This is a genomic window from Kitasatospora sp. NPDC058162, assembly GCF_042884005.1.
Classification (GTDB): Bacteria; Actinomycetota; Actinomycetes; order Streptomycetales; family Streptomycetaceae; genus Kitasatospora.
The window spans coordinates 22,528-43,359 of record NZ_JBHVUS010000018.1; the positions used below are offsets into that span (position 1 = coordinate 22,528).

General features: G+C 74.1%; 16 protein-coding genes. 5 read left to right on the forward strand and 11 right to left on the reverse strand.

Features of this window, described 5'->3' with window-relative positions; genetic code table 11:
* Positions 1-45: 45 nt before the first annotated feature.
* Positions 46-1,986: a PIG-L family deacetylase gene (locus tag ACFVXG_RS27480; protein ID WP_387931113.1), complete on the forward strand. Its 1,941-nt coding sequence runs from the start codon at positions 46-48 to the stop codon at positions 1,984-1,986.
* 80 nt (positions 1,987-2,066) lie between these two features.
* Positions 2,067-2,507: an SRPBCC family protein gene (locus ACFVXG_RS27485; protein WP_387931114.1), complete on the forward strand. Its 441-nt coding sequence runs from the start codon at positions 2,067-2,069 to the stop codon at positions 2,505-2,507.
* On the opposite strand, the gene ACFVXG_RS27490 is transcribed toward ACFVXG_RS27485, so the two are convergent.
* Together ACFVXG_RS27490 and ACFVXG_RS27495 are read right to left on the reverse strand one after the other, a co-directional pair.
* Positions 2,497-3,312, reverse strand: a complete 816-nt coding sequence (locus tag ACFVXG_RS27490; RefSeq protein ID WP_387931115.1) for a hypothetical protein — start codon at positions 3,310-3,312, stop codon at positions 2,497-2,499. The two genes, ACFVXG_RS27485 and ACFVXG_RS27490, sit on opposite strands and share 11 nt — an antisense overlap.
* Positions 3,313-3,460: 148 nt before the next feature.
* Complete coding sequence (locus ACFVXG_RS27495) at positions 3,461-4,402, reverse strand: TIGR01777 family oxidoreductase (protein WP_387931116.1); 942 nt, start codon at positions 4,400-4,402, stop codon at positions 3,461-3,463.
* 181 nt (positions 4,403-4,583) lie between these two features.
* Between ACFVXG_RS27495 and ACFVXG_RS27500 the strand changes: the two genes are divergently transcribed.
* A complete protein-coding gene (locus ACFVXG_RS27500) occupies positions 4,584-5,831 on the forward strand; it encodes a cytochrome P450 (protein WP_387931117.1) in 1,248 nt (415 codons plus the stop codon).
* 44 nt (positions 5,832-5,875) lie between these two features.
* Here the strand turns inward: ACFVXG_RS27500 and ACFVXG_RS27505 are convergent, their stop codons facing one another.
* The 4 genes from ACFVXG_RS27505 to ACFVXG_RS27520 all read right to left on the reverse strand — a co-directional run bounded on the left by ACFVXG_RS27505 (position 5,876) and on the right by ACFVXG_RS27520 (position 12,489).
* Positions 5,876-9,025: an ATP-binding protein gene (locus ACFVXG_RS27505; RefSeq protein WP_387931118.1), complete on the reverse strand. Its 3,150-nt coding sequence runs from the start codon at positions 9,023-9,025 to the stop codon at positions 5,876-5,878.
* A 306-nt stretch (positions 9,026-9,331) separates the two neighbouring features.
* A complete protein-coding gene (locus ACFVXG_RS27510) occupies positions 9,332-9,484 on the reverse strand; it encodes a hypothetical protein (protein WP_387931119.1) in 153 nt (50 codons plus the stop codon).
* A 369-nt stretch (positions 9,485-9,853) separates the two neighbouring features.
* Complete coding sequence (locus ACFVXG_RS27515) at positions 9,854-10,495, reverse strand: hypothetical protein (RefSeq protein WP_387931120.1); 642 nt, start codon at positions 10,493-10,495, stop codon at positions 9,854-9,856.
* Positions 10,492-12,489: a Gfo/Idh/MocA family oxidoreductase gene (locus tag ACFVXG_RS27520; RefSeq protein WP_387931121.1), complete on the reverse strand. Its 1,998-nt coding sequence runs from the start codon at positions 12,487-12,489 to the stop codon at positions 10,492-10,494. The genes ACFVXG_RS27515 and ACFVXG_RS27520 overlap by 4 nt, the downstream gene beginning before the upstream one ends.
* A gap of 189 nt (positions 12,490-12,678) precedes the next feature.
* Between ACFVXG_RS27520 and ACFVXG_RS27525 the strand changes: the two genes are divergently transcribed.
* A complete protein-coding gene (locus ACFVXG_RS27525; protein WP_387931122.1) occupies positions 12,679-13,350 on the forward strand; it encodes a class I SAM-dependent methyltransferase in 672 nt (223 codons plus the stop codon).
* On the opposite strand, the gene ACFVXG_RS27530 is transcribed toward ACFVXG_RS27525, so the two are convergent.
* Genes ACFVXG_RS27530 through ACFVXG_RS27550 form a run of 5 tightly spaced genes read right to left on the reverse strand, consistent with a single transcriptional unit; the run spans position 13,323 to position 18,492 of the window.
* Positions 13,323-14,162, reverse strand: coding sequence for a hypothetical protein (locus ACFVXG_RS27530; RefSeq protein WP_387931123.1), 840 nt, complete (start codon positions 14,160-14,162; stop codon positions 13,323-13,325). The genes ACFVXG_RS27525 and ACFVXG_RS27530 overlap by 28 nt on opposite strands.
* 21 nt (positions 14,163-14,183) lie before the next feature.
* On the reverse strand, positions 14,184-15,149 hold the full coding sequence (locus ACFVXG_RS27535) for a TauD/TfdA dioxygenase family protein (RefSeq protein ID WP_387931124.1): 966 nt from the start codon (positions 15,147-15,149) through the stop codon (positions 14,184-14,186).
* Between the two features lie 32 nt (positions 15,150-15,181).
* On the reverse strand, positions 15,182-16,033 hold the full coding sequence (locus ACFVXG_RS27540) for a hypothetical protein (protein ID WP_387931125.1): 852 nt from the start codon (positions 16,031-16,033) through the stop codon (positions 15,182-15,184).
* A 28-nt stretch (positions 16,034-16,061) separates the two neighbouring features.
* The gene (locus tag ACFVXG_RS27545) at positions 16,062-17,321 is read right to left on the reverse strand and encodes a hypothetical protein (RefSeq protein WP_387931126.1); all 1,260 of its coding nucleotides are present in this window, start codon (positions 17,319-17,321) and stop codon (positions 16,062-16,064) included.
* 28 nt (positions 17,322-17,349) lie between these two features.
* Positions 17,350-18,492 (reverse strand): amidohydrolase family protein, encoded by a 1,143-nt coding sequence (locus tag ACFVXG_RS27550; RefSeq protein WP_387931127.1) that lies wholly within the window; start codon positions 18,490-18,492, stop codon positions 17,350-17,352.
* Between the two features lie 259 nt (positions 18,493-18,751).
* Between ACFVXG_RS27550 and ACFVXG_RS27555 the strand changes: the two genes are divergently transcribed.
* Entirely contained in the window at positions 18,752-20,731 is a 1,980-nt protein-coding gene (locus ACFVXG_RS27555; protein ID WP_387931128.1) for a B12-binding domain-containing radical SAM protein, read from the forward strand.
* Positions 20,732-20,832: the final 101 nt, after the last annotated feature.

The window sequence follows — 20,832 nt, forward strand, 5'->3', positions numbered from 1 at the left end:
CCTCCTGGCGTGATCTCATGCCGATCTCGAATTGGGGGGAACCACATGGCAATCGGACGACGGCAACTCCTCACCTCCGTCGCTCTCACCGCTCTCGCCGCACCCGTCCTGGCCAAGGCGACCGCACCCCGCGCGGCCGCCGCCACGGGCCCGGAGACGACCCTGACCGCCGGCTCCGGGCCGCTGGTCATGCACGTCGTCGCGCACGAGGACGACGACATCCTCTTCATGAACCCGGACCTGTCCAACGCGCTGGCCGACGGCACGCCGTCCGTCACGGTGTTCGTCACCGCGGGCAACGCGACCGGCGACCCGTGCGCCACGGTGTGCTGGGACACCGCGGGCGAGCCGCTGCGCACCTGGAACCGGCAGATGGGCGCCGTCAACGCCTACTCCCGGATGACCGGGGTCGGCGACAACGACCCGACGACCGACGAGGTCGGGCACTGGACGGCCGAGGCCTGGACGGTCGCGGGCAAGCAGGTCGAGCGGTACGTCCTCAAGGACCACCCGGTGCACCTGGTCTTCCTCAACCTGCACGACGCCGGGCTCGGCGGAGTCCTGGCCGGCGGCACCGACACCACGGTCGTCCCGGTCGGCAGCCCGCTGTCCGGGCCGTCCACGTACACCGCGGCGGACGTCGTCGAGGTGCTGCGGCAGCTGATGGTGACGTACCGGCCGACCGTGCTCCGGGCCCAGGACGAGCTCCCGGACCGCCGCTACTCGGGCGACCACTCGGACCACGTCTCGGCGGCGAAGTTCGCCGGCCAGGCGGCCCTGCTGTACGGCGGCCCGATGGTCCAGGTGAACTACCGGGACTACAACATCGGCGACTCCCCGGTGAACCTCGACCCGCCGACGGTCGGTGCCAAGGGCGTGTTCGTCTCCGAGTACGCCAGTCATGACCACTCCGGGAACTACTCCGACTCCTGGTTCTCCCGGATGTACTACCGCTGGTCGCGCGGCACCTCCTGGGCCGGGCTGAACCAGGACGGCCGGCCGCAGGTCTTCGTGGTCCGGGCCGGCGCCCTCCACACCTACTGGCGCCAGGCGGACGGCAGTTGGGGCGGTCCGGTGCGGATGGCCGACCCCGGCGGGCGGCTGGCGCCGGGCATCGTCGTCGGCACCAACGCCGACGGCCGGCTGGAGGTCTTCGCCCGCCGGCTGACCGACCACCACATCGTCTCGCTCCCGCAGGGCACCCCCAACGGCTGGTGGTGGAACGGCTGGGCCGACCACGGCAACCCCAACACCGGGCTCGGCAACGAGGACCAGGTCGGCGTGCCCGTGGTGGCCGCCTCCCAGGACGGGCACCTGGAACTGTTCGTCAAGAACGGCGGCGGCGGCCTCAGCAGCATCCGGCAGACCACCCCCGGCGGGGTCTGGACGACCACCTGGGCGGACCTCGGCGGCACCGACCTCCAGGACCCGGTCACCGCGATCCGCAACGGCGTCGGGGCGATCGAGGTGTTCGCCGCCACCCGCACCGGCGTGCTCGGCTGGTGGCAGGGCGCCCCGAACGGCACCTTCAGCGGCCCCGGCCCGATCCCGGGCGCCAGTCCGGCCAGCCCGCCCAAGGCCGCGCTCGACCAGGACGGCCGGATCGAGCTCGCCTACCGCGAGGCCGGCACCGCCGCGATGCAGGTCAGCTACCAGACCCAACCCGGCGGATCGTGGAGCCAGTCCCCGGCCCTGCTCGGCGGCCACGGCGGGGTCGGCGAGCCCGCGGCGGCCACCCTCGGCGGACGCGTCGTCCTGTTCGAACGCAACCGCGGCGGCGGTGTCAGCACCACCGCCCAGACCGCCCCGAACTCCGGCTACGGCCCCTGGCAGGACCTCGGCGGCACCGTGCTCGACCACCCGGCCGCCGTCGTCGACGGCAACGGTGTGCTCCACGTCTTTGCCATCGGCACCGACGCGCGTGTCCACTACCGCACGGCCACCGACCCGACCGCCTTCGGCCCGTGGCAGGCCCTGCCGCTCTGATCCGACACCGGCGGCCGCTCCTGACCCGTCCCGGGCGGCCGCCGTACGGCCGCCGGAGCGCGGGAGTCCTAGACTGCGGCATGGCCCGTTTCGTCCTGACCCGCCGTTCCCCGCTGCCGCCCGCCGAGTGCTGGGCCCTGGTGACCGCCTGGCCCCGGCACGGCGAGCGGGTGCCGTTCACCCGGGTGAGCGTGGTGCGGGGCACCGGGCGGCAGGTGGGGGACGTGGTGCTGGCGCGGACGGCCCTGGGGCCGCTGCGCTTCGACGACCCGATGGAGCTGGTCGAGCTGGCCGCACCCGAACGGTGCCGGCTGGCGAAGCGCGGCCGGGTGGTGCGCGGCGGTGCCGAGCTGCGGGTCCGCGCGGTGGGTGCGGGCAGTGAGGCGGTGTGGGCCGAAGAGCTGCGGATCACCGGACTGCCCCGGCTGTTCGACCCGCTGGTGGCGCTCGCCGGGCGACTGGTGTTCGGCCGGGTGCTGGACCACCTGCTGGCCGCGGACCCGGACACCGCTACGGGTTGAGGGTGCGCCAGCTCAGGTACTGCTCGCGCACGTAGTACCGCTGGTCGCCCTCGACCGTGATCCGGTCGTACTTGACCAGTTGCTCCGCCGCCCGCAGGGCGATCGCCAGCGCCAGCCCGTCCCCGTCCCGCAGGAACACCCGGTCGGCGAGCGCGGCGCGCCGCAGCAGGTACTCGCGCCGACCGCGCTGGCGGGGCCGCAGGCCCTCGTCCGGCAGGGCGCCCGCCTCCGCGTCGATGCCGGGCGCGTCCGCGTAGGCCCGCTCGGCCGCGGGCACCCCCTCGGGGGGCGCGGCCCACACCCGCAGCGGCGGCAGCGGCGGGAGGCCGCGCACCCGGAGCACCTCGTTCGCGAACTCCGGCTCCTCGACGGGCAGTCCGCGCTCCCCGAAGACCGCGAACAGCTCGGCCATCGCCCGGGACGGGACGCCCTCGGGGGTGTCCTGGTCGGTGACCGGGAACTTGCCGAGCAGCGGCCCCGGGACCCGGCCCCGCGGATCGGCGAGCCGCAACCGCAGGGTGAGGAGACGGCCGTCGCCCTCCGCCTCGTTGCCGAACTCCATCGCCAGCCCGTGGAGGTCCGCCCAGGCGTAACGACGCGGCAGCAGGTACCGGACCAGGGTGACGCCCTGGTCGTCCACCCGCAGCCAGAAGGCGTACGGCGTCGCGAACAGCGCGGCGGCGGCGACCAGCAGCGCGACCAGGAAGGCCCCGAGGGGGTCGATCACCCCGGTGCCGGCCAGGACGATTCCCGTGGCGACCATCAGCACGAAGCCGACACCGGAGCGCTCGCTCCGCATCTGCATGGACGACAACCGCACCGTGCGCATCACCGTGCCCCCTCCCCCGCGGCCCCGTCCCCCGCGGCCGCCACCACCGTCGCGTCCCGACGCCGTCCGGGCAAGCTCCGGCGCGCAGCTGTGACAGCCCCGTGACGCCCGTTCGGACGGGCCCTCAGCGTCCGCGCAGCCGCCGCACCAGGTCGCGGGCGGCCTGCGGCCAGTCCGGGTGGGCGAAGGTGAAGCCGGCCTCCAGCAGCCGGGTGGGCACGACCCGGCGGCTCTTCAGCAGCAGTTCGCTCTCCGAGCGCAGGGCGAAGGCTCCGAGTTCCGCCATCCAGCGGGTGGCGGGCAGGGCCAGCGGCATGCCCCAGGCCGCCCGCAGCTCGCGCATGAACTCGCGCTGGGGCAGCGGGTTCGGGGCGGCGAGGTTGACCGGGCCGCTGAGCTCCGGGTGCCCGATCAGGAACTCGACGGCGCGCACGAAGTCCTGTTCGTGGATCCAGGACACGTACTGGGCGCCGCCGGCGATCGGCCCGCCGACTCCGAGCCGGGCCAGCCAGGACAGCGAGTCGAGGGCGCCCCCGCGTTCGGGACCGAGGACGACGGCGGTGCGCAGCGCGAGGCGCCGGGTGTGCGGGGTGTCGGCGTCGGTCTGGGCGCCCTCCCAGGCCCGGGCGATGTCGACGCTGTACCGCCAGGAGGCCGGGGCGTCGGGTTCGCTGCCGCCGATCCGCCCGTCGGTCTCGCCGTTGGGCGCGTCGTGGCGGTGGGCGTAGACGGTGGCGGTGCTCATCTGCAGCCAGACGGCGGGCGGTCTGCGGGCGGCGGCGATCGCCTGGCCGACGGCCCGGGCGGAGTGCACCCGGGAGTCCATCATGGCCCGCTGGTTCTCCGCGGTGTAGCGGCAGTTGACGCTGCGCCCGGCCAGGTTGACGACCACGTCGCTACCGTCGATCTCCGCTGTCCAGGCGCCCTGGGTGCGGCCGTCCCAACCGATCTGCCGGGGCCCGGCGGGCCGTCGGCTCAGCACCGTGACCTGGTGGCCGGCGGCCGTCAGGGTGCGGTCGAGCAGGGTTCCGAGCGCGCCGGAGCCGCCGGGGATGACGATCTTCATGAGTTCTCCCCCTCATCGTTCGTCGTCGAGCCTAGCGCGCTTCTTGAACACGTTCAATTCAGTCGCAGCCGGTGGTCCCGGTGGCCCCGCCGCCGCTGAAACCGGTCTGAAACCGGGTTGAGAGCGGGCCCCCGCACACTCATGCCATCGAGACCCCGACCGGACCGAAAGAGGGCCCGCCATGACCACCGCCCCCGTGCACCTGACCCCCGAGCAGATCGAGGACCCCGTCGGCGCCTACGCCGCCTTCCGCGAGCAGCCCGAGCTTCCCCTGGTCGTGCTGCCCGGGCTGGAGACCCCGGCCCGGCTGGTCACCCGCTACGCCGACGTCAAGGCCGCGCTCACCGAACCCCGGCTGGTCCGGGACCGCTCCAGCCTCGCCGCCACCCGGGCCGGGAGCGACCCGCAGGACGAGCTGCTGGCCGCCGCCTTCGACGCCTTCCCCGCCGAGTACGTCAAGTACCTCTCCGGCCACCTCGCCCTGTTCGACGGCGAGGAGCACGCCCGCCGCCGGGCCCCGCTCACCCGGGCCTTCACCGCACGGCGGATCGCCGCCCTGCGCGAGTTCGTCGAACGCACCTCCGCCGAGCTGCTCACCGAACTGGCCGACCGGGACCGAACGGCCGACCTGCTGGCCGAGTTCGCCTACCCGCTGAGCACCCACGTGGTCTGCGAGCTGGTCGGGGTGGAGACCAGGGACCGGGACCGGGTCTGCGGCTGGATCCGCGACTTCGCCTACGGCGACGGCAGCGGGATGGTGGACGGCCTGGTCGGCATCGTGGACTACGTCAAGGAGCTGATCGCCCGCCGCCGCGCCCGGCCCACCGAGGACCTCATCTCGGCGCTCGTCCACGGCACCCGTGAGGGCGAGGAGCCGCTCGACGAGGACGAACTGGTCTCCATCGTGTTCCTGCTGATCAACACGGGCATCACCCCGCCGGCGCTCTTCCTCGCCCACGGACTGCTCGCCCTCTTCGACCACCCGGACCAGCTGGCCCGGCTGCGCGCGGAGCCGGAGCTGCTGGAGCGGGCCGTCCCCGAACTGCTGCGCTACGTCACCCTGGTGCGGATCGGCGCCACGCTCTACGCCACCGAGGACTTCGAGTTCGCCGGCACCGCGCTGCGCACCGGCGACCCGGTCACCGTCGCCCTGCTGGCCGCCGACCACGACCCCCGGGAGTACGGCGACGCGCCCGAACGCCTCGACATCGCCCGGGAGTTCGGGCGCGGGGACGGCCACCTGGCGTACGGCCACGGCGCCCACTACTGCCTGGGCGCGGCGCTCGGCCGGCTGGTCACCTCGGTGGTGCTGGACCAGGTGCTGATCCACCGGCCCCACGCCGAACTCGGCGTCCGCCGGGACGAGTTGGAGTTCGGCCACTGGCCGGGCGACGGCTTCCACCTGCTCCGCCTGCCGGTGCGGCTGTGAACTCCCCGGCCACGGACCGCTTCACCGAGTCGGCACTCCGCAGCTCAGCCCCGGGCCAGGGCGCGCGCCTCGGCCGTCAGCCCGGCCTGGTCCAGCGCCGCGTACGCCTCGGCCGCCCGCCGGTACCGCTCCGCGTCCGAGCGTTCGGCATCCCGGCGGGCGGCGGCGGAGCCCATGGTCGGCTGGAAGCTGCGCGGGCAGCGGAACCGTTCGGCCAGCGCGACCATCCGCACCCCGGCCCCGGTCCGCCCGGGGTCTGCGGTCCGGGCGCCCTCGTCGAGGGCGACCAGCCCGAGCGCGAGCAGCAGCGCCCCGGTGGCCGGGCCGTCCGCCGGGGCCGTCCGCCGCTCCAGCCGGGCGAGCAGTTCCGCCCCGAGCGCGGCCGCCAACGAAGCCACCCGGTCGACCCGCCCGTGCCGGGCGTGCGCGGCCACGCAGGCCGCCTCCAGCTCCAGGACCCAGGAAGGGTCGGCGAGCGGATCGGCGTTCCGCCCCGTCGAGGCGACGGCCCGCCGCCACAGTTCCAGCCCCGGTTCCGTCTCGCCCCGGGCCAGGGCGAGTTCGGCCCGCACCCCCAGCTCCGGGCTGAGCAGGTCCACCGCGTCGTCAGGGCGGTGCCGCAGCGCCAGCGCCAGCCAGTGCTCGGCGCCGTCCAGGTCCCCCGCCTGCAGGCTGCCGATCGCCATGCCCCAGCGCACGCCCAGCATGTCGTTCCAGTCGCCGAGCCCGTCCAGCGTCCGGATGGCCTCCCGCAGCAGCGGCAGCGCCTGCGCCCCCTGTTCGGCCAGCAGGTGGAGTTCGCCGAGCCGGGCCAGGGCGAACACCCGCAGCCAGGGCACCGGCAGCGGGTCGAACACCGCGAGGGCGCGCCGGGTGGCGGCGATCGCCCGCGCCACCTCCTGCTCGGCCTCCCACCGGTAGCCCGCCACTACCCCGGCGACGGCCGCCAACAACGGCGACGGGTCGGCACACAGGGCCTCGAGCCGGCCGCCACCCGGGCCCAGCGGGTCGGGGACGGCCGCCAGCACGGCGGCGATCGCCCGGACCGGGGTGTCCGGCACGGCGGGCCGCTGCCGGCGCAGCGTCACGAGCAGGCGCCGGGCACCGACCCCCGGGGCCAGGCCGCCGCCGGCGGTGAGCAGGGTGTTGACGGCGCTCAGCGCGGTCAACGTCCTGACCGGCTGCGCCAGTTCGGCCCCCGGACGCAGCCGGGACACCGGGCCGCCGACCTCCTCGGCCAGGGCCGTCAGCCGGACGTGGTTGCCCTCCGTGGTCCACACGGCGGCGAGGACGGCGGCGGTGGCGGCGACGGTCTGGTGGTCCCCGGCGGCGAGCGCCAGGCGCAGCGCGCGGGCCAGGTTCACCTGCTCGGCCCGGATCCGCCGCCAGGCCGCGGTGGCCGACCCGGTGGAGGGGTCGAACGGGCCGTCGTGCAGAGCGATCCCGAACTCCCTGGCCCAGGACAGGAACCGGCCGGTGACGGCCTCCTCCTCCCCGGCAGCGGCGCGCTGGGCGGCGCCGAACTCGCGGACGGTCTCCAGCATCCGGAACCGGCTGCCGGTCGGGGTGTCCGAGAGCCGCAGCAGCGACTGGTCGACCAGGTCCTCGATGACGGCGAGCGCGTCCGCCCCGGGCAGCAGGTGTTCGGCTCCGTCCAGCAGGTGTTCGGCGGCCTCGACGGTGAAGCCGCCGGGGAAGACGGAGAGCGCGCGCAGCGCCGCCCGGCCCTCGGGCGCCAGCAGGTTCCAGCTCCAGTCGACCACCGCCTCCAGGGTGCGGTGGCGCTGCGGCGCGTCCCGGGGCCCGCCGCGCAGCAGGGCGAAGCGGTCGGCCAGCCGTGCGGCGATCTCGGCCACCGACAGCACCCGCACCCGGGCCGCGGCCAGCTCGACCGCCAGCGGCAGGCCGTCCAGCCGGGCGCACAGTCCGGCGACCGGGCCGGGCGGCAGCTCCACGTCGGGGCGGGCCGCGCGGGCCCGCCGGGTGAACAGTTCGACGGCGCTGGCGGAGTCCAACTCCGGCAGCAGATGGACGACTTCGGCGGAGATGCCGAGCGGCGTGCGGCTGGTGGTGAGCACCCGCAGGTCCCGGCGGGCGGCGACCAGGCCGTGCACCAGCTCGGCCACGCCGCGCACCACGTGCTCGCAGTTGTCCAGCACCAGCAGGGCCGGGCCGGGGCCGAGCACGGCGGCCGTCCCCGCCGGGTCGCCCGCGCCGAGCGCGTCGGCCACCGCCCCGGCGACCTCCTCGTCCGCCGACACCCCGGCCAGCGGCACCAGGTGCACCACCCGCTGCGGGGCCTGCCGGGCCACCGCGGCCGCCACCCTGGTCTTGCCCAGCCCGCCGGGGCCGACCACGGACACCACCCGTGCGGTGCGCAGCAGTTCGGCCACAGCCGCGAGGTCGCCGTCCCGCCCGAGCAGCTCATTCGGCTCGTGCGGCACCCCGCGCCGCACCGGGGCCGCCTCGCCGCGCAGCAACTCCCCGTGCAGCGCGCGCAGTTCGGGGCCCGGGTCGGTGCCGAGCGCCTCCCGCAGCCCGCGCCGGTAGCGGTCGTACCGGCCGAGGGCGGCCGCCGCCCCCGCCGTACGGGCCTCGCAGCGCAGCAGTTCCAGCAGCAGCTCCTCGTCCCGCGGGTGCTCGGCCGCCTCCGCGGCGAGCGCCTCGACGGCCTCCGGGTGCCGCCCGGTGCGGGACAGCGCGAGGGCCCGCCCCCGCCACAAAGCCCGCTGGGCGGCGGCCCGTTCGGTGCGCAGCGCGGCCACCGGGTCCGTCCCGTCGGGCTCCGTGCGGCCTGCGTCCGGACCCCAGAGTTCCAGCCCGGCCTCGGCCTCCGCCAGTGCCCCGGCGTGGTCGCCGGCCCGGGCCTTCTCCACGGCGGCGGCCGAGTGCAGCAACACCGCGGCGGCGTCAACCCGTTCCTCCCCGAGGCCCAGCCGGTACCCCGTCGGCGTGCTGACGATCAGCTCCGCGCCGTACCTGGCCCGGGCCCGCGACACCAGCACCTGCAGCGCCTTGCCCGGCCGCTCCGGCCCGCCCTCCTCCTCCGGCCACAGCCCGTCGATCAGCCGCCCGCTGCTGCACCCGCCCCGGACGTCCCCCGCCAACAGCGCCAGCAGCGCCCGCAGTCCGGGGGCCGTGACCTCTTCCCCCCGGTAGGAGACCGTGGACAGCACGCGCAGCTCGATCGTCACCCGGTCAGACTAGTGGCTCGGCCGCGAACCGTGATCTTCCGGCCCGAACCGCCTGCCTCGCTGGGTCCTTGCCCGCCCGCGCTCCCCCGACGACCGGCGGCGGCCTCATCCGCGTGGACTCCACCTGAGCAGGTAGTCGACCCCGTCGATCCGGTAGCGGGGGCCATCGATGAAGCCCAACTCGGCGCCCAGTCGCCGCACATCGGCCGGTGCCTCACGGTGCGGTGCGAGCCGTGCCGTCAGTTCGTCGTAGCGGGCGTCGACTCCCCCTTGACCGGGATGGGCGTCCAGCGCCGCGGTCCCTGCTCAGTGCCGCAGGTGCCACCGGGCGAAGACCGCCCATTGCTGCCGTTCCAGTGCGAGGACGGCCTCGTCCACGGGCCACACCAGGTACTCGTCAGCGGCGTCGGAGGGGTCGAAGTCGTATCCCGCACCCGACCCGCAGGGCTCGTGCGCCACCAACAACCTCGCCGACGACCTGCACTACCGTGGGGTGCGCGACGCCGGCACCGTCGAGCGGCTGCGCCTTACGGGGAGTCGCTTCTCGCCCTCCATGGCGTCGAAGAGCACTCCGAGCATGGCCGGCAGGTCGATCACGGTGGTGAAGCGGGGCAGCCCGCGCGACCGGATGTGCCACCCGGCGCCGGACCGCCGTGTCTTGGGCCAGGACCCTCTCCACGCCGGAGCGTTGGATATTCACTGCGGCCGCGGTGCCGGCGGCCGGCTGAACGCCGGCTGGCCCCGGCCCCCGGAAGGGGCCGGGGCACCGGCGGCGAGCCGCGGGGTGTCGCGCGAGCGGTGGGGTGGTGAGACCTCGTCGGAGGAGGTTCACGGGCCCGGCACCCGGCGGTCGGCACTGGCGGAGGCAGGCGGACGGGCCACCAGTCGGTACCAGGCACCCGGGGCGATGGACCGTCCCGGTCGATCCGGGGTGAGGTGGGCCAGGGCCCAGGGGACCAGCGGATCCGGGATGTCGACGGTGGCGTCGGCCCAACGGGTGGGGAGGACGCGAACCCCGGGGCGGTGGACGGCGTAGTAGGTCGGCAGGCGCACGGTGGGGTGCAGCGGGCGGGCGGCGAGCAGCACGCACCCGCCGGGGCGGACCGCGGCGAGCGCGTGGAGGATTCCGGCCTCGGTGCCGGTCGTCTCGACGACCACGGCAGGTACCTCCGGGCCGGCGGGAACGGCGTCGGGGAGCGTCAGCCGGACCAGCCCGGCCAACGCGCCGTCTCCCGGCACCAGGACCGCGGACCTGTCGGCGGCGGCGGCCCGCACGGCGGCGGCGGTGACGCGCGCGGTGGCCACCCAGGCGCGTGCGGCGCGCACCTCGGCGTCCGGCGCCGGGAAACCGACGGCCCAGGTCTCGTCGGCGGCCGTGCCTTCGGCGAACCACACCGTGTCCGGGCCGATGCCGTCGGGTGGCGGGTAGCCGCCGTCAGGGGAGCGGACGACGCGCTGCGGGCCGATCACGGCGTACCACCCTCGATCAGGCGTGCGGGGTCGACAGCCCGGCCGAGCCGCGCCGCGGCGTAGCCGGCCTCCACCACGGCCTGGGTGCGCAGCCCGTCGGTGAGGCTGACGTCGACGGGCGTGCCGTCCCGTACGGCGCGGGCGAAGCGGGTGAACGCCGTGGTCCGCAGGTCGATCGCGGTGGGTACCGGTCCGTCGGTCGATGGGGCGGCGCCGAGCGGGGCGCGGTGGGTCAGCCGGAAGTCGGGGGTCAGTGCCACCTCGCCCTTCTCGCCCCACACACTGGTGCGCATGCTGGTGCCGCCGACCACGCTGGCGCTGCCGATCAGGGTGGCGACGATCGGGCCGAACCTCAGGACGAGGGTGACCGCGTCCTCGATTCCTTCGGCGTCGGCCACCGCGGAGGGCGCGGTCTCGGCGTAGACGCGGTCCACCTCGCCCCCCAGCAGGGCCCGGACGGTGTCGACCTGGTGGATCAGGTTCATGATGAGGAAGCCGCCGCCGGCCCGGTCGCGGTCGAGCCGCCAGGTGGACGGGGCACGGCCGCTGAGGCCGCCCTGGAAGTAGCCGGCCGGCTTGTCCGTGAAGTAGGTGGCCGTGACGCCCAGGGGTGCGCCGATCTCCCCGGCCGCGATGGCTGCCCGGGCCTGCTCGAAGCGCGGGTCGGTTCGGGTCGGGAAGAGCACTCCGGTGCGCAACGGTCCGGCGGAGTCAGCGAGTTCGGCCATCCGGCGGGCGGTGGTGAGGTCCTGGGCGACGGGCTTCTCCAGCAGCACGTGCTTGCCTGCGGCCAGGGCGGCGGAGAACAGCTGCTCGTGGGTGTCGTGCGGGGTGGCGACGATCACGGCGTCCACGTCATCGCGGGCCAGCAGGGCGGCGACGTCCGGTGTGCGCTGCCCGCCGAATCGCGCCGCGGTCTCCTCGGCCAGGTCGGCGACGGGGTCGTGGCAGGCGGTCAGCTCGGCCTCATCGGCGGCGGCGAGGGCTTTCGCGTCCTCGATGCCGATGTCGCCGCAGCCGATGAGCCCGTAGCGCAGCGGGCGCGCGGACGCGGTCCGGCGGCCGGCGGCCGGGCGGGGCGCGTCCCAGCGCAGGGCCGCGCTGATGAACGCGCGGTCGGTGGCGAGCCGGCGGTAGACCTGCGGGGCGCGGTGGGCCGGGTAGTCGGAGAGCACGTCACGGATGGCGAAGCGGCGCTCTTCGAGCAGGGCGAAGAAGACGTCGCTCAACCGGTCTTCCTCGGCCTCGGTGAGTCCGCCTACGTGGGCGCCGCGCAGGTCGAGTCCTCGGTCGTGGAGTTGCTGCAGTGGGACGTCGGCGTGCTCGGTGCGGGGCGAGCCGAGCAGGACCACCCGGCCGCCGGGCGCGGCGGCGCCGATGGCGACGGCCAGGCCCGGGCCGCTGTCGGTGACGTCCAGCACCAGCGGGGTGCCGTCGTCGTCGGGCCCGCCCGGCTCGTGCCGGACGGCCGCCGGTTCGGCCCGGAGGGTCCATGCCTTGGCGGGAGTGGCGGCGACTGCCCGCACCTGGGAGGCGCCGCGCGCCGCGGCCAGGCGGCGGGTGATGACGCCGAGCAGCCCGCCGCCGACCACGGTGACCGCTTCGCCCGGGTGCTGCCCGCCGGTCTCCAGGCCGTGCAGGGCGGTGAGGGCGAGTTGCCAGACGGCGGCGTCGGCGAGCGGGACGCGGTCGGGGATCGGGCGCACGTAGCGCTCGGGGACGACGGCGACCTCCGCGTGCCGGGCCCGGCGGACCGCGACCCGGGTGCCGGCGGGGAGGGCGGATCCGGTGCGCAGGGTTCCGGCGGCCTGGTAGCCGGGGTGCTCGGGGTACCGGGCACCGGCGTTCGGGAGGTTCAGCAGGATGGCGCGTTCGGTGCCCGGGCTGATCACGCTCACGCTCAGGTCCACGACGACCTGTCCGGGGCCGCCCGGCGGCTCGTCGCGCTCGATGACCTCGCACTGTCCGGGTCCGGTCAGGACCACCGCTCGCATGCGTGCCTCCTGTGGGGTGCGGTTGCGCCCATGGTCGTCGAATTCGGTATCGGCGGCCAGGGTATTGACGGCGTCGAGGGGATTCGCGGGAATGATGACCGAAAAAGGGTGGCCGAATAAGGCTTCCCGGCGGCGGGGTTGACCGGGATTCGGTTCACGGGCATCGTGAGGCGGGTGATGACTTGGGCATTGCGGAGGCTGAATTTCGATCCGCGCACCGTCGCATTCGTCGAACACGATCTCGCCCGGCTGTCCGCCCGGCTGCGGCTGCGCCGCGTCGATTTCGGCGGCCGGGGCCCGGATTCCCGGCGGCTGCACCTCGGCTGTGGCGGGCGGCGGGTTCCGGGTTGGCTGAACTGCGACGTCTCCGGCTCGGAGCTCGACGTGGACCTCGCCGCCGGCCGGCTGCCGTTCCCGGACCGCTCGGCCGAGGTCGTGGTGATGCAGCACGTGGTCGAACACCTGGAGCTGCACGGGCAGTTGATTCCGCTGCTGCGGGAGCTGCGCCGGGTGTGCACCCCGGACGCGGCGCTGTGGTTGTCCTGCCCCGACCTGGCCAAGGCCTGCGCCGGCTACGTGGCCGACCGGGGACGGGCGCTGCGGGACGACCGGTGCAGCCGCTACCCGGACTATTCGCTGGGCGGTGCCCCGGTGCAGCAGTTCGTCAACGACCTCTTCCAGGCGCGCGGCCGGCACCGCAACCTGTTCGACCTGGAACTGCTCACCTGGGCGCTCGACCAGGCCGGCTTCGACCTGGTCGAGCAGGTGAAGGAGGCCGAACTGCTGGCCGCGCACCCGGAGTTCCCGCCCCGGTACGACGACGAGCAGTCGCTCTACGTCATGGCCCGCAGGTCGCGGTAGTAGCACCACAGGTCGTAGAGCGGGACCTCCTCCGGCGCCTGCCGGGTCGGTTTCAGGGGTTCCGTCCAGTGCACCAGCAGGGTCGGCGGGACGGCGGGGTGCACGATCTGGCCGTCCTTCGCCTCGATGCCCGGCGTCCAGGCGAAGACCTCGGCGGGGATGGACTGGTCCCCGGTGGTGGTGCGCAGGTGGTGCAGGCTGGTGTAGCGGTGGCCTGAGGTCACCATCAGGTAGTTCAGGAAGGGCTGTTCGTAGCCGAGTTTCATGTGCGGGGCGATTTCCCGGGCACCTGGCAGTGCGGCGGCGATTCCCGGAAAGGTGAGGGCGCCCTTCCGGGAGGCGACGAATCCGGTGTTCGCCCGGTATCCGTACTGTTCCGGGGTGAGCATTCCGGATTCCTCGACGCTGTCCTTCCAGGCCCGCCCGGGAAGGTTCGAGGTGGCGGTCAGGAATCCGTATCCGGCGAGCCGGTCGAAGATGAAGTCGATGTTCCGCAGGACGGCCGTGTCGCTGTCGATGTAGAGGAACTCGTCGAACTCCCCGGCCCAGGCGGCGAGTTTCCGGAAATGGCCTTTCGGGCGGTCGTGGAAGGACAGGCCGAACTCGTCGCAGTCCGCCAGCAGGTCCTTGTCCTCCCAGACGGTGAAGCCGTAGCGCTCGCCGAGTCCGGCGATCCGGTGGTGGTCGTCGTCGAAGGGGATGAGGCGCAGCGGGATGTCGGGGTTGTTGTGGCGGAAGCTGTTGAGGAAGACGGTGGCCAGTTCGAGTACGCGGTCGTTGGCCACGAAGTAGACCCCGCGGGTGCCGGGCATGGTGGTCGGTCCCCTTTCCGGTCAGCGGTCGCGGTAGGCGGTGAGCGGCTCGCCGCGGACGGCCTCGGAGGTGAAGCCGTCCGGGCCGACCGGGCGGTCGCCGAGCACGGTCACCCGGTAGAGGGTGCGGCGGTGGGCGAGGTCCAGGTCGGCGGGCTGCAGGTGGGCGACGGCGCGGTTGTCCCAGATCGCGACATCACCTGGGGCCCAGTGCCAGCGCACGGTGTACTCGGGCCGGCCGATGTGCCCGTGGAAGAGTTCCAGCAGGTGGCGGCTCTCCCAGGGCAGCAGTCCGAGCAGGTGGGTGACGGACGCCGGCGGGGCGAACAGGGCGCGTTCGCCGGTCTCGGGGTGGACGCGCACCACTGGGTGGACGGAGAGCAGCGTGTCCTCGGTGAGCCGGCGCAGGACCTCGGTGTCCTCCTTGTCGGACAGCAGCAGGCGGTTGGCGGCGTACAGGGTGTGTTCGGCGCGCAGTCCGTCGGCGAGCGCCCGCAGCGGTTCGGAGAGGCCCTGGTAGGCGGCCACCAGGTTGGTCCACTGGGTGTCGCCGCCGTACGGGGGGATCGCCTCGGCCCGCAGGACGGAGATCGCCGGCGGGTTGACGGCGGCGGCCAGGTCGACGTGCCAGCCGGAGTACGGTTCCAGCGCCTTGGGGCGCAGCCGCTCCTCGAACCGCTGTCCGTGGCGGGTGTCCTCCACCTCCGGGTCCACGACGAGGATCTCGGGGTACCCGTCCGGGTGAACGCCGTGCTTGCGCCCCGGACGCCGGGTGAGTTCTCCGAGGCGCCGGCCGAAAGCGGCGTGCTCGGCGTGGCCGAGCCGCTGGCCGCGGAGGAAGATCACCTTGTGGCGCAGCAGCGCGGCGCGGATGGCGCCGACCGTCCGGTCGGGCACGGTCCCGGCGAGGTCGACTCCGTCGATCACGGCACCGATGTGGCCCGCGAGCTGTCGGACGGTGATCCGGGCGTCCGTCGTGTCCGGCACGCGGTCCTCTTCTCTCCGGTCGGCCCGGTCCGTCAGGCCCATTGCAGGACGGTCCCGTCGGCGAGCGGCCCGGTGATCCACAGGGCCACGGTTCGGCGTACGTCCTCCGTCGCGCTGGGGGCGACGGCGTGCACGTTGCCGCCGTCGAAGATGTACATGTCCCCGGCGTGGATCGGCAGCGTGATCCGCTCCACGCCGGCCAGCGCCTCCAGCGGATAGCCGTAGCTGTCCGGCCGCATCCCCAGCGCCCGCCGCTCCTCGGAGCCGAACGCGGTGTTCCAGTAGACCAGTTCGCCGCCGGGTCCGTTCTCCAGGCAGAGCAGCGCGTTGCAGATGCGCTTGACCCCCTGGATCTCGAAGTCGCGCAGGTGCGGGAGCGCCCAGTTGTGCATCGCGTCGTCGTGGGGCAGCAGTCCGAAGCCCTTGCTGTCCGCCCGGGAGCGGAGCTTGTACGCGCCGGCCCGCCGGCCGTCGTACTCGGCGAGGCGGGAGCGCACACCCCGGTCGGCCAGGTACGCGCGCCACTCGTCGAGCAGGGCCGGCAGGGTTCGGCCGGGTCCGCCGCAGATCTCCCCGAGGCCCGCGCGGGTGCGGTCGGATTCGGTCAGGTAGGTGTCCATGCTGCCGGAGGCGATCAGCAGCGGGCCGACGGCGCGCTCGGTGCTGCGGGTCGCGTTCGGGCTGCTGAGCAGGGGGCTGCTCCAGAAGTTGCGGCAGGTCCGTTCGCAGACCTCCGGTGACAGCGCCCCCCGGAAGACGGCGCCGGCGACGCGTCCGCGGAGCACGTCCCACCAGGCGTCCCAGTCCACGCCGTCGCTTTCCAGGAAGCGGAAGTAGGCGGCGTCACGTTGCCCCGGGGGATCGATGGGGTCCGATGCGGTCATGGCTGCGGTCCTCCCTCGGTCGTGGCGGTCAGTAGGCGATGCTGAGCACGGTCTGAGGCGAGCCGTGCACCTTGCGGGCCCGCTCCTGCATGACCATCACCCCGGCCAGGCCCTCCGGGGTGTAGAAGCCGCTGAGCTTGGTGTAGGCGTCGAAGGCCACCGGCTCGCCGTCCCGGGTGACGCCTGTGGCCGGTTCTTGCAGCAGGCGGGCGTCCTGGGCGACCCAGAGGTGGCCGGCCGCCGTGTCGACCAGGATCCGGTCGAAGAGGGCGCGCAGCGCCGCTCCGGAGAAGCTCCCGGTGTGGTAGACGGCGCGGCTGCCCCAGTTCAGGGTCGGGTGGTGATGGCCGAACTTGAGGTAGTAGCGGCGCTTGCCCTGCCCCAGCGCGCAGTACTCGTCCAGCCCGATCCACTCGCCGTCGGGCAGGTGGAAGCCGTCGGGGGTGACGATCTCGGTGTGCGGGAAGAGCCCGCGGACCCGGTCCGGGTAGTACTGCCGGGTCTTCTCCCAGAACGGCCAGGCCATGGTCACCTTGGCGTCGTACAGCGGGGTCGGCGGGTGGTCGAAGAACAGCTCGCCGCGCTCGCAGGCGTCCATCCACTGGTCGAAGAAGCCGTTGTAGCGCAGGTCGTAGAACTCGTGGGCGCGGATCAGCCCGCAGTCCTTCCAGTGCACCCGGTCGAAGCCGAAGTGCCGGATCCCGTGCTCGCGCAGCCGCTGCACGGTGTACTGGACGCCGTGCGGCCGGGAGGCGTTGCCGGTGAGGTGGTGCACGACCAGGTCGTCGCCGAAGCGGGCGCGCAGCGAGGCGGCGAGGTTGTCGATCGGCGCTCCGAGGTGCCGCGCGGGGGCCCCGAAGTGCTCCGGGAAGGCCCGGTAGAGCGCGTGGACCTGGTCGGCGATCTCCCAGCCGGAGGCCGGGCACTGCACCTCGGCGATCTGGCCGGGGGCCGGCTCGTCGGTGCGGAAGTACCGGGGCAGCTCCAGCTGACGTTCCGTCAGGTTCTTGTGGTAGCCGTGGTCGCGCTCCGGGGGCTGGCCGGCCAGCAGGGTGTCCGCGACGGCCGGGTCGGCCTCGCCGCGCACGCTGGCCAGGAAGAGGTCCCGGGTGATCCGCAGGTACTCGCGGATGACGGCGTTGCGGTCGACGAAGCCCTGGAAGGTCGCGTCGTCCATCGGGTAGGGGCGGTCGGAGATCAGATTGGTGAAGCCGACGTCCGTCCTGGTCCGGCGATCGATGTCCTCGTCGATGAAGCGGTACCAGCGGCTCGCGCTCTGCTCCGCCATGCGGGCTCCTTCACGGTGGTCGGCAGGGTCACTCGGCGGTTTCGGCGGCCAGGGTGGCGAGGTCGAACCCGTACAGCCGGGCACAGTTCTCGGCGGTCACCCGCTGCCGCGCCTGCGGCCCCGCGTCCCGCAGGCAGCGGTCCAGAACTTCGCGGGAGTTCGGCCAACTGCCCTCGTAGTGCGGGTAGTCGCTGCCCCAGAGGAAGTTCCCGGAACCGAGCAGCCGCATGGTGAGCACGCCCACCTCGTCCTCGGTGAAGGTGGCGTGCACCTGGCGGCGGAAGTAGTCGCTGGGGGCCATGGTGAGGTCGGTGCGCAGGGCCGGGCCGAGCTTGTCGTAGATCCGGTCGGCGTGCAGCAGGTGGTAGGCGATCCAGCCGATGTCGTTCTCGGCGAGGACGACCTGCAGGTCCGGGAAGCGCTGGAGGACCCCGGAGAAGATCAGGTCGGTGAGGGTGTGCTGGAGTTCCTCCGGGTAGCCCATGTTGCGCCGGATCCGGCCCAGCGGGCTGTCGTAGTCGAAGAGCTTCGGGCTGTCCCGGTAGCCGGTGAGGCAGTGCATCGACACCGGCATGCCGAGCTCCTGGGCCTCCCGCCAGAACGGGTCGTTGGCGTCCCCGCCGAAGTCCCGCTCGGTGGGGGCGGAGGCCCAGACCGCGGCGCCGCGCAGGCCCAGTCCACGACAGCGGCGCAGTTCCCGTACGGCCTCCTCGGTGTCCCACAGCGGGATCAGCCCGAGGCCGGCCAGCCGCTCCGGGGCGTGCCGCACGTACTCGGCCAGCCAGTCGTTGTAGGCGCGGAAGCAGGCGCGCTGGAAGTCCCCGTCCGAGAGCCAGAACAGGTGCAGGCCCAGGCTGGGGTAGAGCACCTCGGCGGCCACGCCGTCCAGGGCCATGTCCTTCAGGCGCGCGGCCGGGTCACTGCCGCCCGCCCGGGCCGCCTCCACCACCGTCTCGGCGTCGGTGACGAACCCCTCGGCGGTGGCGTCGGTGGCGTAGAGGCTGTTGACCAGGGCGGGGCGCAGGTCGTCGCAGGTGAAGTACCAGCCGCGCCGCTCGGCGTCCCAGGAGACCCGGGGCGCGCGGTCGCGGTACTTGCGTTCCAGTCCTTCGGTCCACAGTCGCACGGGTTCGACGACGTGCGAGTCGGCCGACAGCACGGGAGCGGTCAAGGATGCACTCCTCACGGGAGGGAGAGTGGGCCGTCGGGGCGGGCCCGGCCGGTGGGGTGCGGTGCGGGACGGACGGCGGAAGTGCGGTCCGGAGCGTCGAGGGTCCGCCACCGGGGCGCCGGAAGGCAGCAGCGCGGAATCCATTGTTGCCCGGTGACCGGTCCGGTCAAGGGGGCGTGTCACCGAGCGCGGCGATCCGGACACTCGCACCGACCGGGCGTGGTGGTGGAGGGCCTGACGATGTGTCACGATCCGCAGCATGTCGGACCCATACTCGGCGACACCGGGGCGGCAGGGCGTGGACCTGCTGCTGCTGAGCGCCTCGAACTACCCGGCACTGCCCATCTACCCCTACGCCTTCGTCCAGGTCTCGGCGGTCGCCGCGCACCACGGCCTGACCACCGCCCGGTTCGACCTGCTGCGCACGCCCAAGTCCGAGTGGCGCCCGGCGCTGGCCGCGACCCTGGAGCGCACCGACCCCCGCCTCATCGGCATCCACCTGCGGCAACTGGACTCCATCTTCATCTGGAACTACGCCGACGCCGACCTGCCCGGCGCCCCGCCGGTGCGCCGCAACAGCTACTGGCCGATGCACGAGACCGAGGAACTCATCGGCATCCTGCGCGAGTTGACCGATACTCCGGTGATGCTCGGCGGTTTCGGCTTCACCACCAGGCCGCAGGCGCTGCTGGAGCGGCTGCGGCCGGAGTTCGGGGTGGTCGGCGAGCCGGACGAGATCCTGGGCCGCTTCGACGACGTCCTCGCCGGTCGCGGCCTGGACGGGATCGCCAACCTGGCCCACCGCCACGACGACAGCCGCTACACCGTCAACGAACGGGTCTTCCTGCCTCCCGCCGAGCACCCCGAGTACACCGAGGAGATCCTGCGCGACCTGCTGGAGTTCTACGGCCCCGAGCGCGTCCTCGGCCCCGAACCCGAGGTCCACGTGCCGGTGGAGGTGCAGCGCGGCTGCCCGTACCGCTGCTACTTCTGCACCGAGCCGATGGTCAAGGGCCGCCGGCACCGGGTGCGGAACCCGGACGCCGTCATGGCCGACATCCGCTTCCTGGCCGACCGCGGCGTGACCCGGATCTGGCTGGTCTGCTCCGAGATCAACGTCGGCCGCAACACCCTGCTGTTCGAGCTGGCCGAACGCATGCGCGAGCTCAACCGCGACCGCCCCCGGCCGGTGCACTGGACCTGCTACCTGCTGCCCAACCCGCCGCTCGGGCGCGCCGAGATCCGGCTGCTGCTGGAGTCGGAATTCGAACCCAGCTGGAACCAGTTCGGCTCGTACGACGACGCCAACCTCAAACGCACCCGCGTCCCCTACCGCGCCCGGCACGCGATCCAGGCTCAGGTCTCCTGGCTTGAGGAGGAGCAGGAGTTCCGCCGGGAACGCGGACTGCCGCTCCCGCCCCGGCGGCTGGACATGTTCCTCGGCAACTCCTACGCCACCCCCGACACCGTCGCGACGACCCTGCGCGCGGTCAGCGACCTGCGGCTGGCCGAACGCTTCGAGGACTCGCTGATCACCCGCGCCACCCGGGTCTTCGACCTCGGCGAGGGGCTCACCGGAGAGCCGGCCGCCGCGGCCTACTCGGTCGGCCCGCACGGCCGCCTCGACACCGTGGACCTGCTGTACCCGACGTTCAGCTACCCGCCCGCGCTGGTCGCCGCGCTCGGCGACGCCCGGGCGGTGGACGAGTTCTTCGCCCACGTCGAGGCGACCTACCTCTCCCGCGCCCACCGGAGCCGCCTCGACTGGCAGGCCTTCCTGGCCCGGCACACCTCGGCGGGCGAACTGGCCGACTGGTGCGCCCGCCCGCCGGGCCACGGGGCGCCGGACGACGCGCGGGTACGGGCGGAGCTCGCCGCGGACGGCGGGGCGGCCCTGGTCGAACGGCTGCTGGCCCCGGCCCCGGGGGCGGAACCCGAGGGCCCGCTCGCCCGCGCCCTGCTGGAACTGGTGGTGGGCACCGAACTCCCCTCCGTCCGCGCGGCCTTGGCAGCAATCGGCCTGCCCGGCTACTGGGAGGACCGGACCGGCCGCACCGCGTACGAGGTCTGCGCCGAGCTGGCCGCCCGCTTCGACTCCGTCGAGGAGGTCCTGACGGCGGCCCGCGCGGCGGCCGGGCCGGGCGACCCGGCGGTCCCGCTGCTGGCCGTGCGGTACTGCCTGTACGACAACAACGTGGTGCTGCGCCCGGACTACAGCCGGGTGCTGTTCGCCTCCTGAACGGCGGCGGGGTGGGCGGCCCCCGGGGGGGGCGGGCCCCCCCCCCGCCGGGACGCCCCCCGGGGGCCGGGAGGGATCGGGCCCGGCCCCCCCCCCCCCCC

What these genes read in the sequence shown, in the direction of transcription:
- ACFVXG_RS27490 (WP_387931115.1), bottom strand. Translation starts at nt 3,312, where the DNA reads ATGCAGATGCGGAGCGAGCGCTCCGGTGTCGGCTTCGTGCTGATGGTC.
- ACFVXG_RS27555 (WP_387931128.1), top strand. Translation starts at nt 18,752, where the DNA reads ATGTCGGACCCATACTCGGCGACACCGGGGCGGCAGGGCGTGGACCTG.
- ACFVXG_RS27495 (WP_387931116.1), bottom strand. Translation starts at nt 4,402, where the DNA reads ATGAAGATCGTCATCCCCGGCGGCTCCGGCGCGCTCGGAACCCTGCTC.
- ACFVXG_RS27540 (WP_387931125.1), bottom strand. Translation starts at nt 16,033, where the DNA reads ATGACCGCATCGGACCCCATCGATCCCCCGGGGCAACGTGACGCCGCC.
- ACFVXG_RS27520 (WP_387931121.1), bottom strand. Translation starts at nt 12,489, where the DNA reads ATGCGAGCGGTGGTCCTGACCGGACCCGGACAGTGCGAGGTCATCGAG.
- ACFVXG_RS27485 (WP_387931114.1), top strand. Translation starts at nt 2,067, where the DNA reads ATGGCCCGTTTCGTCCTGACCCGCCGTTCCCCGCTGCCGCCCGCCGAG.
- ACFVXG_RS27500 (WP_387931117.1), top strand. Translation starts at nt 4,584, where the DNA reads ATGACCACCGCCCCCGTGCACCTGACCCCCGAGCAGATCGAGGACCCC.
- ACFVXG_RS27530 (WP_387931123.1), bottom strand. Translation starts at nt 14,162, where the DNA reads ATGCCCGGCACCCGCGGGGTCTACTTCGTGGCCAACGACCGCGTACTC.
- ACFVXG_RS27545 (WP_387931126.1), bottom strand. Translation starts at nt 17,321, where the DNA reads ATGGCGGAGCAGAGCGCGAGCCGCTGGTACCGCTTCATCGACGAGGAC.
- ACFVXG_RS27480 (WP_387931113.1), top strand. Translation starts at nt 46, where the DNA reads ATGGCAATCGGACGACGGCAACTCCTCACCTCCGTCGCTCTCACCGCT.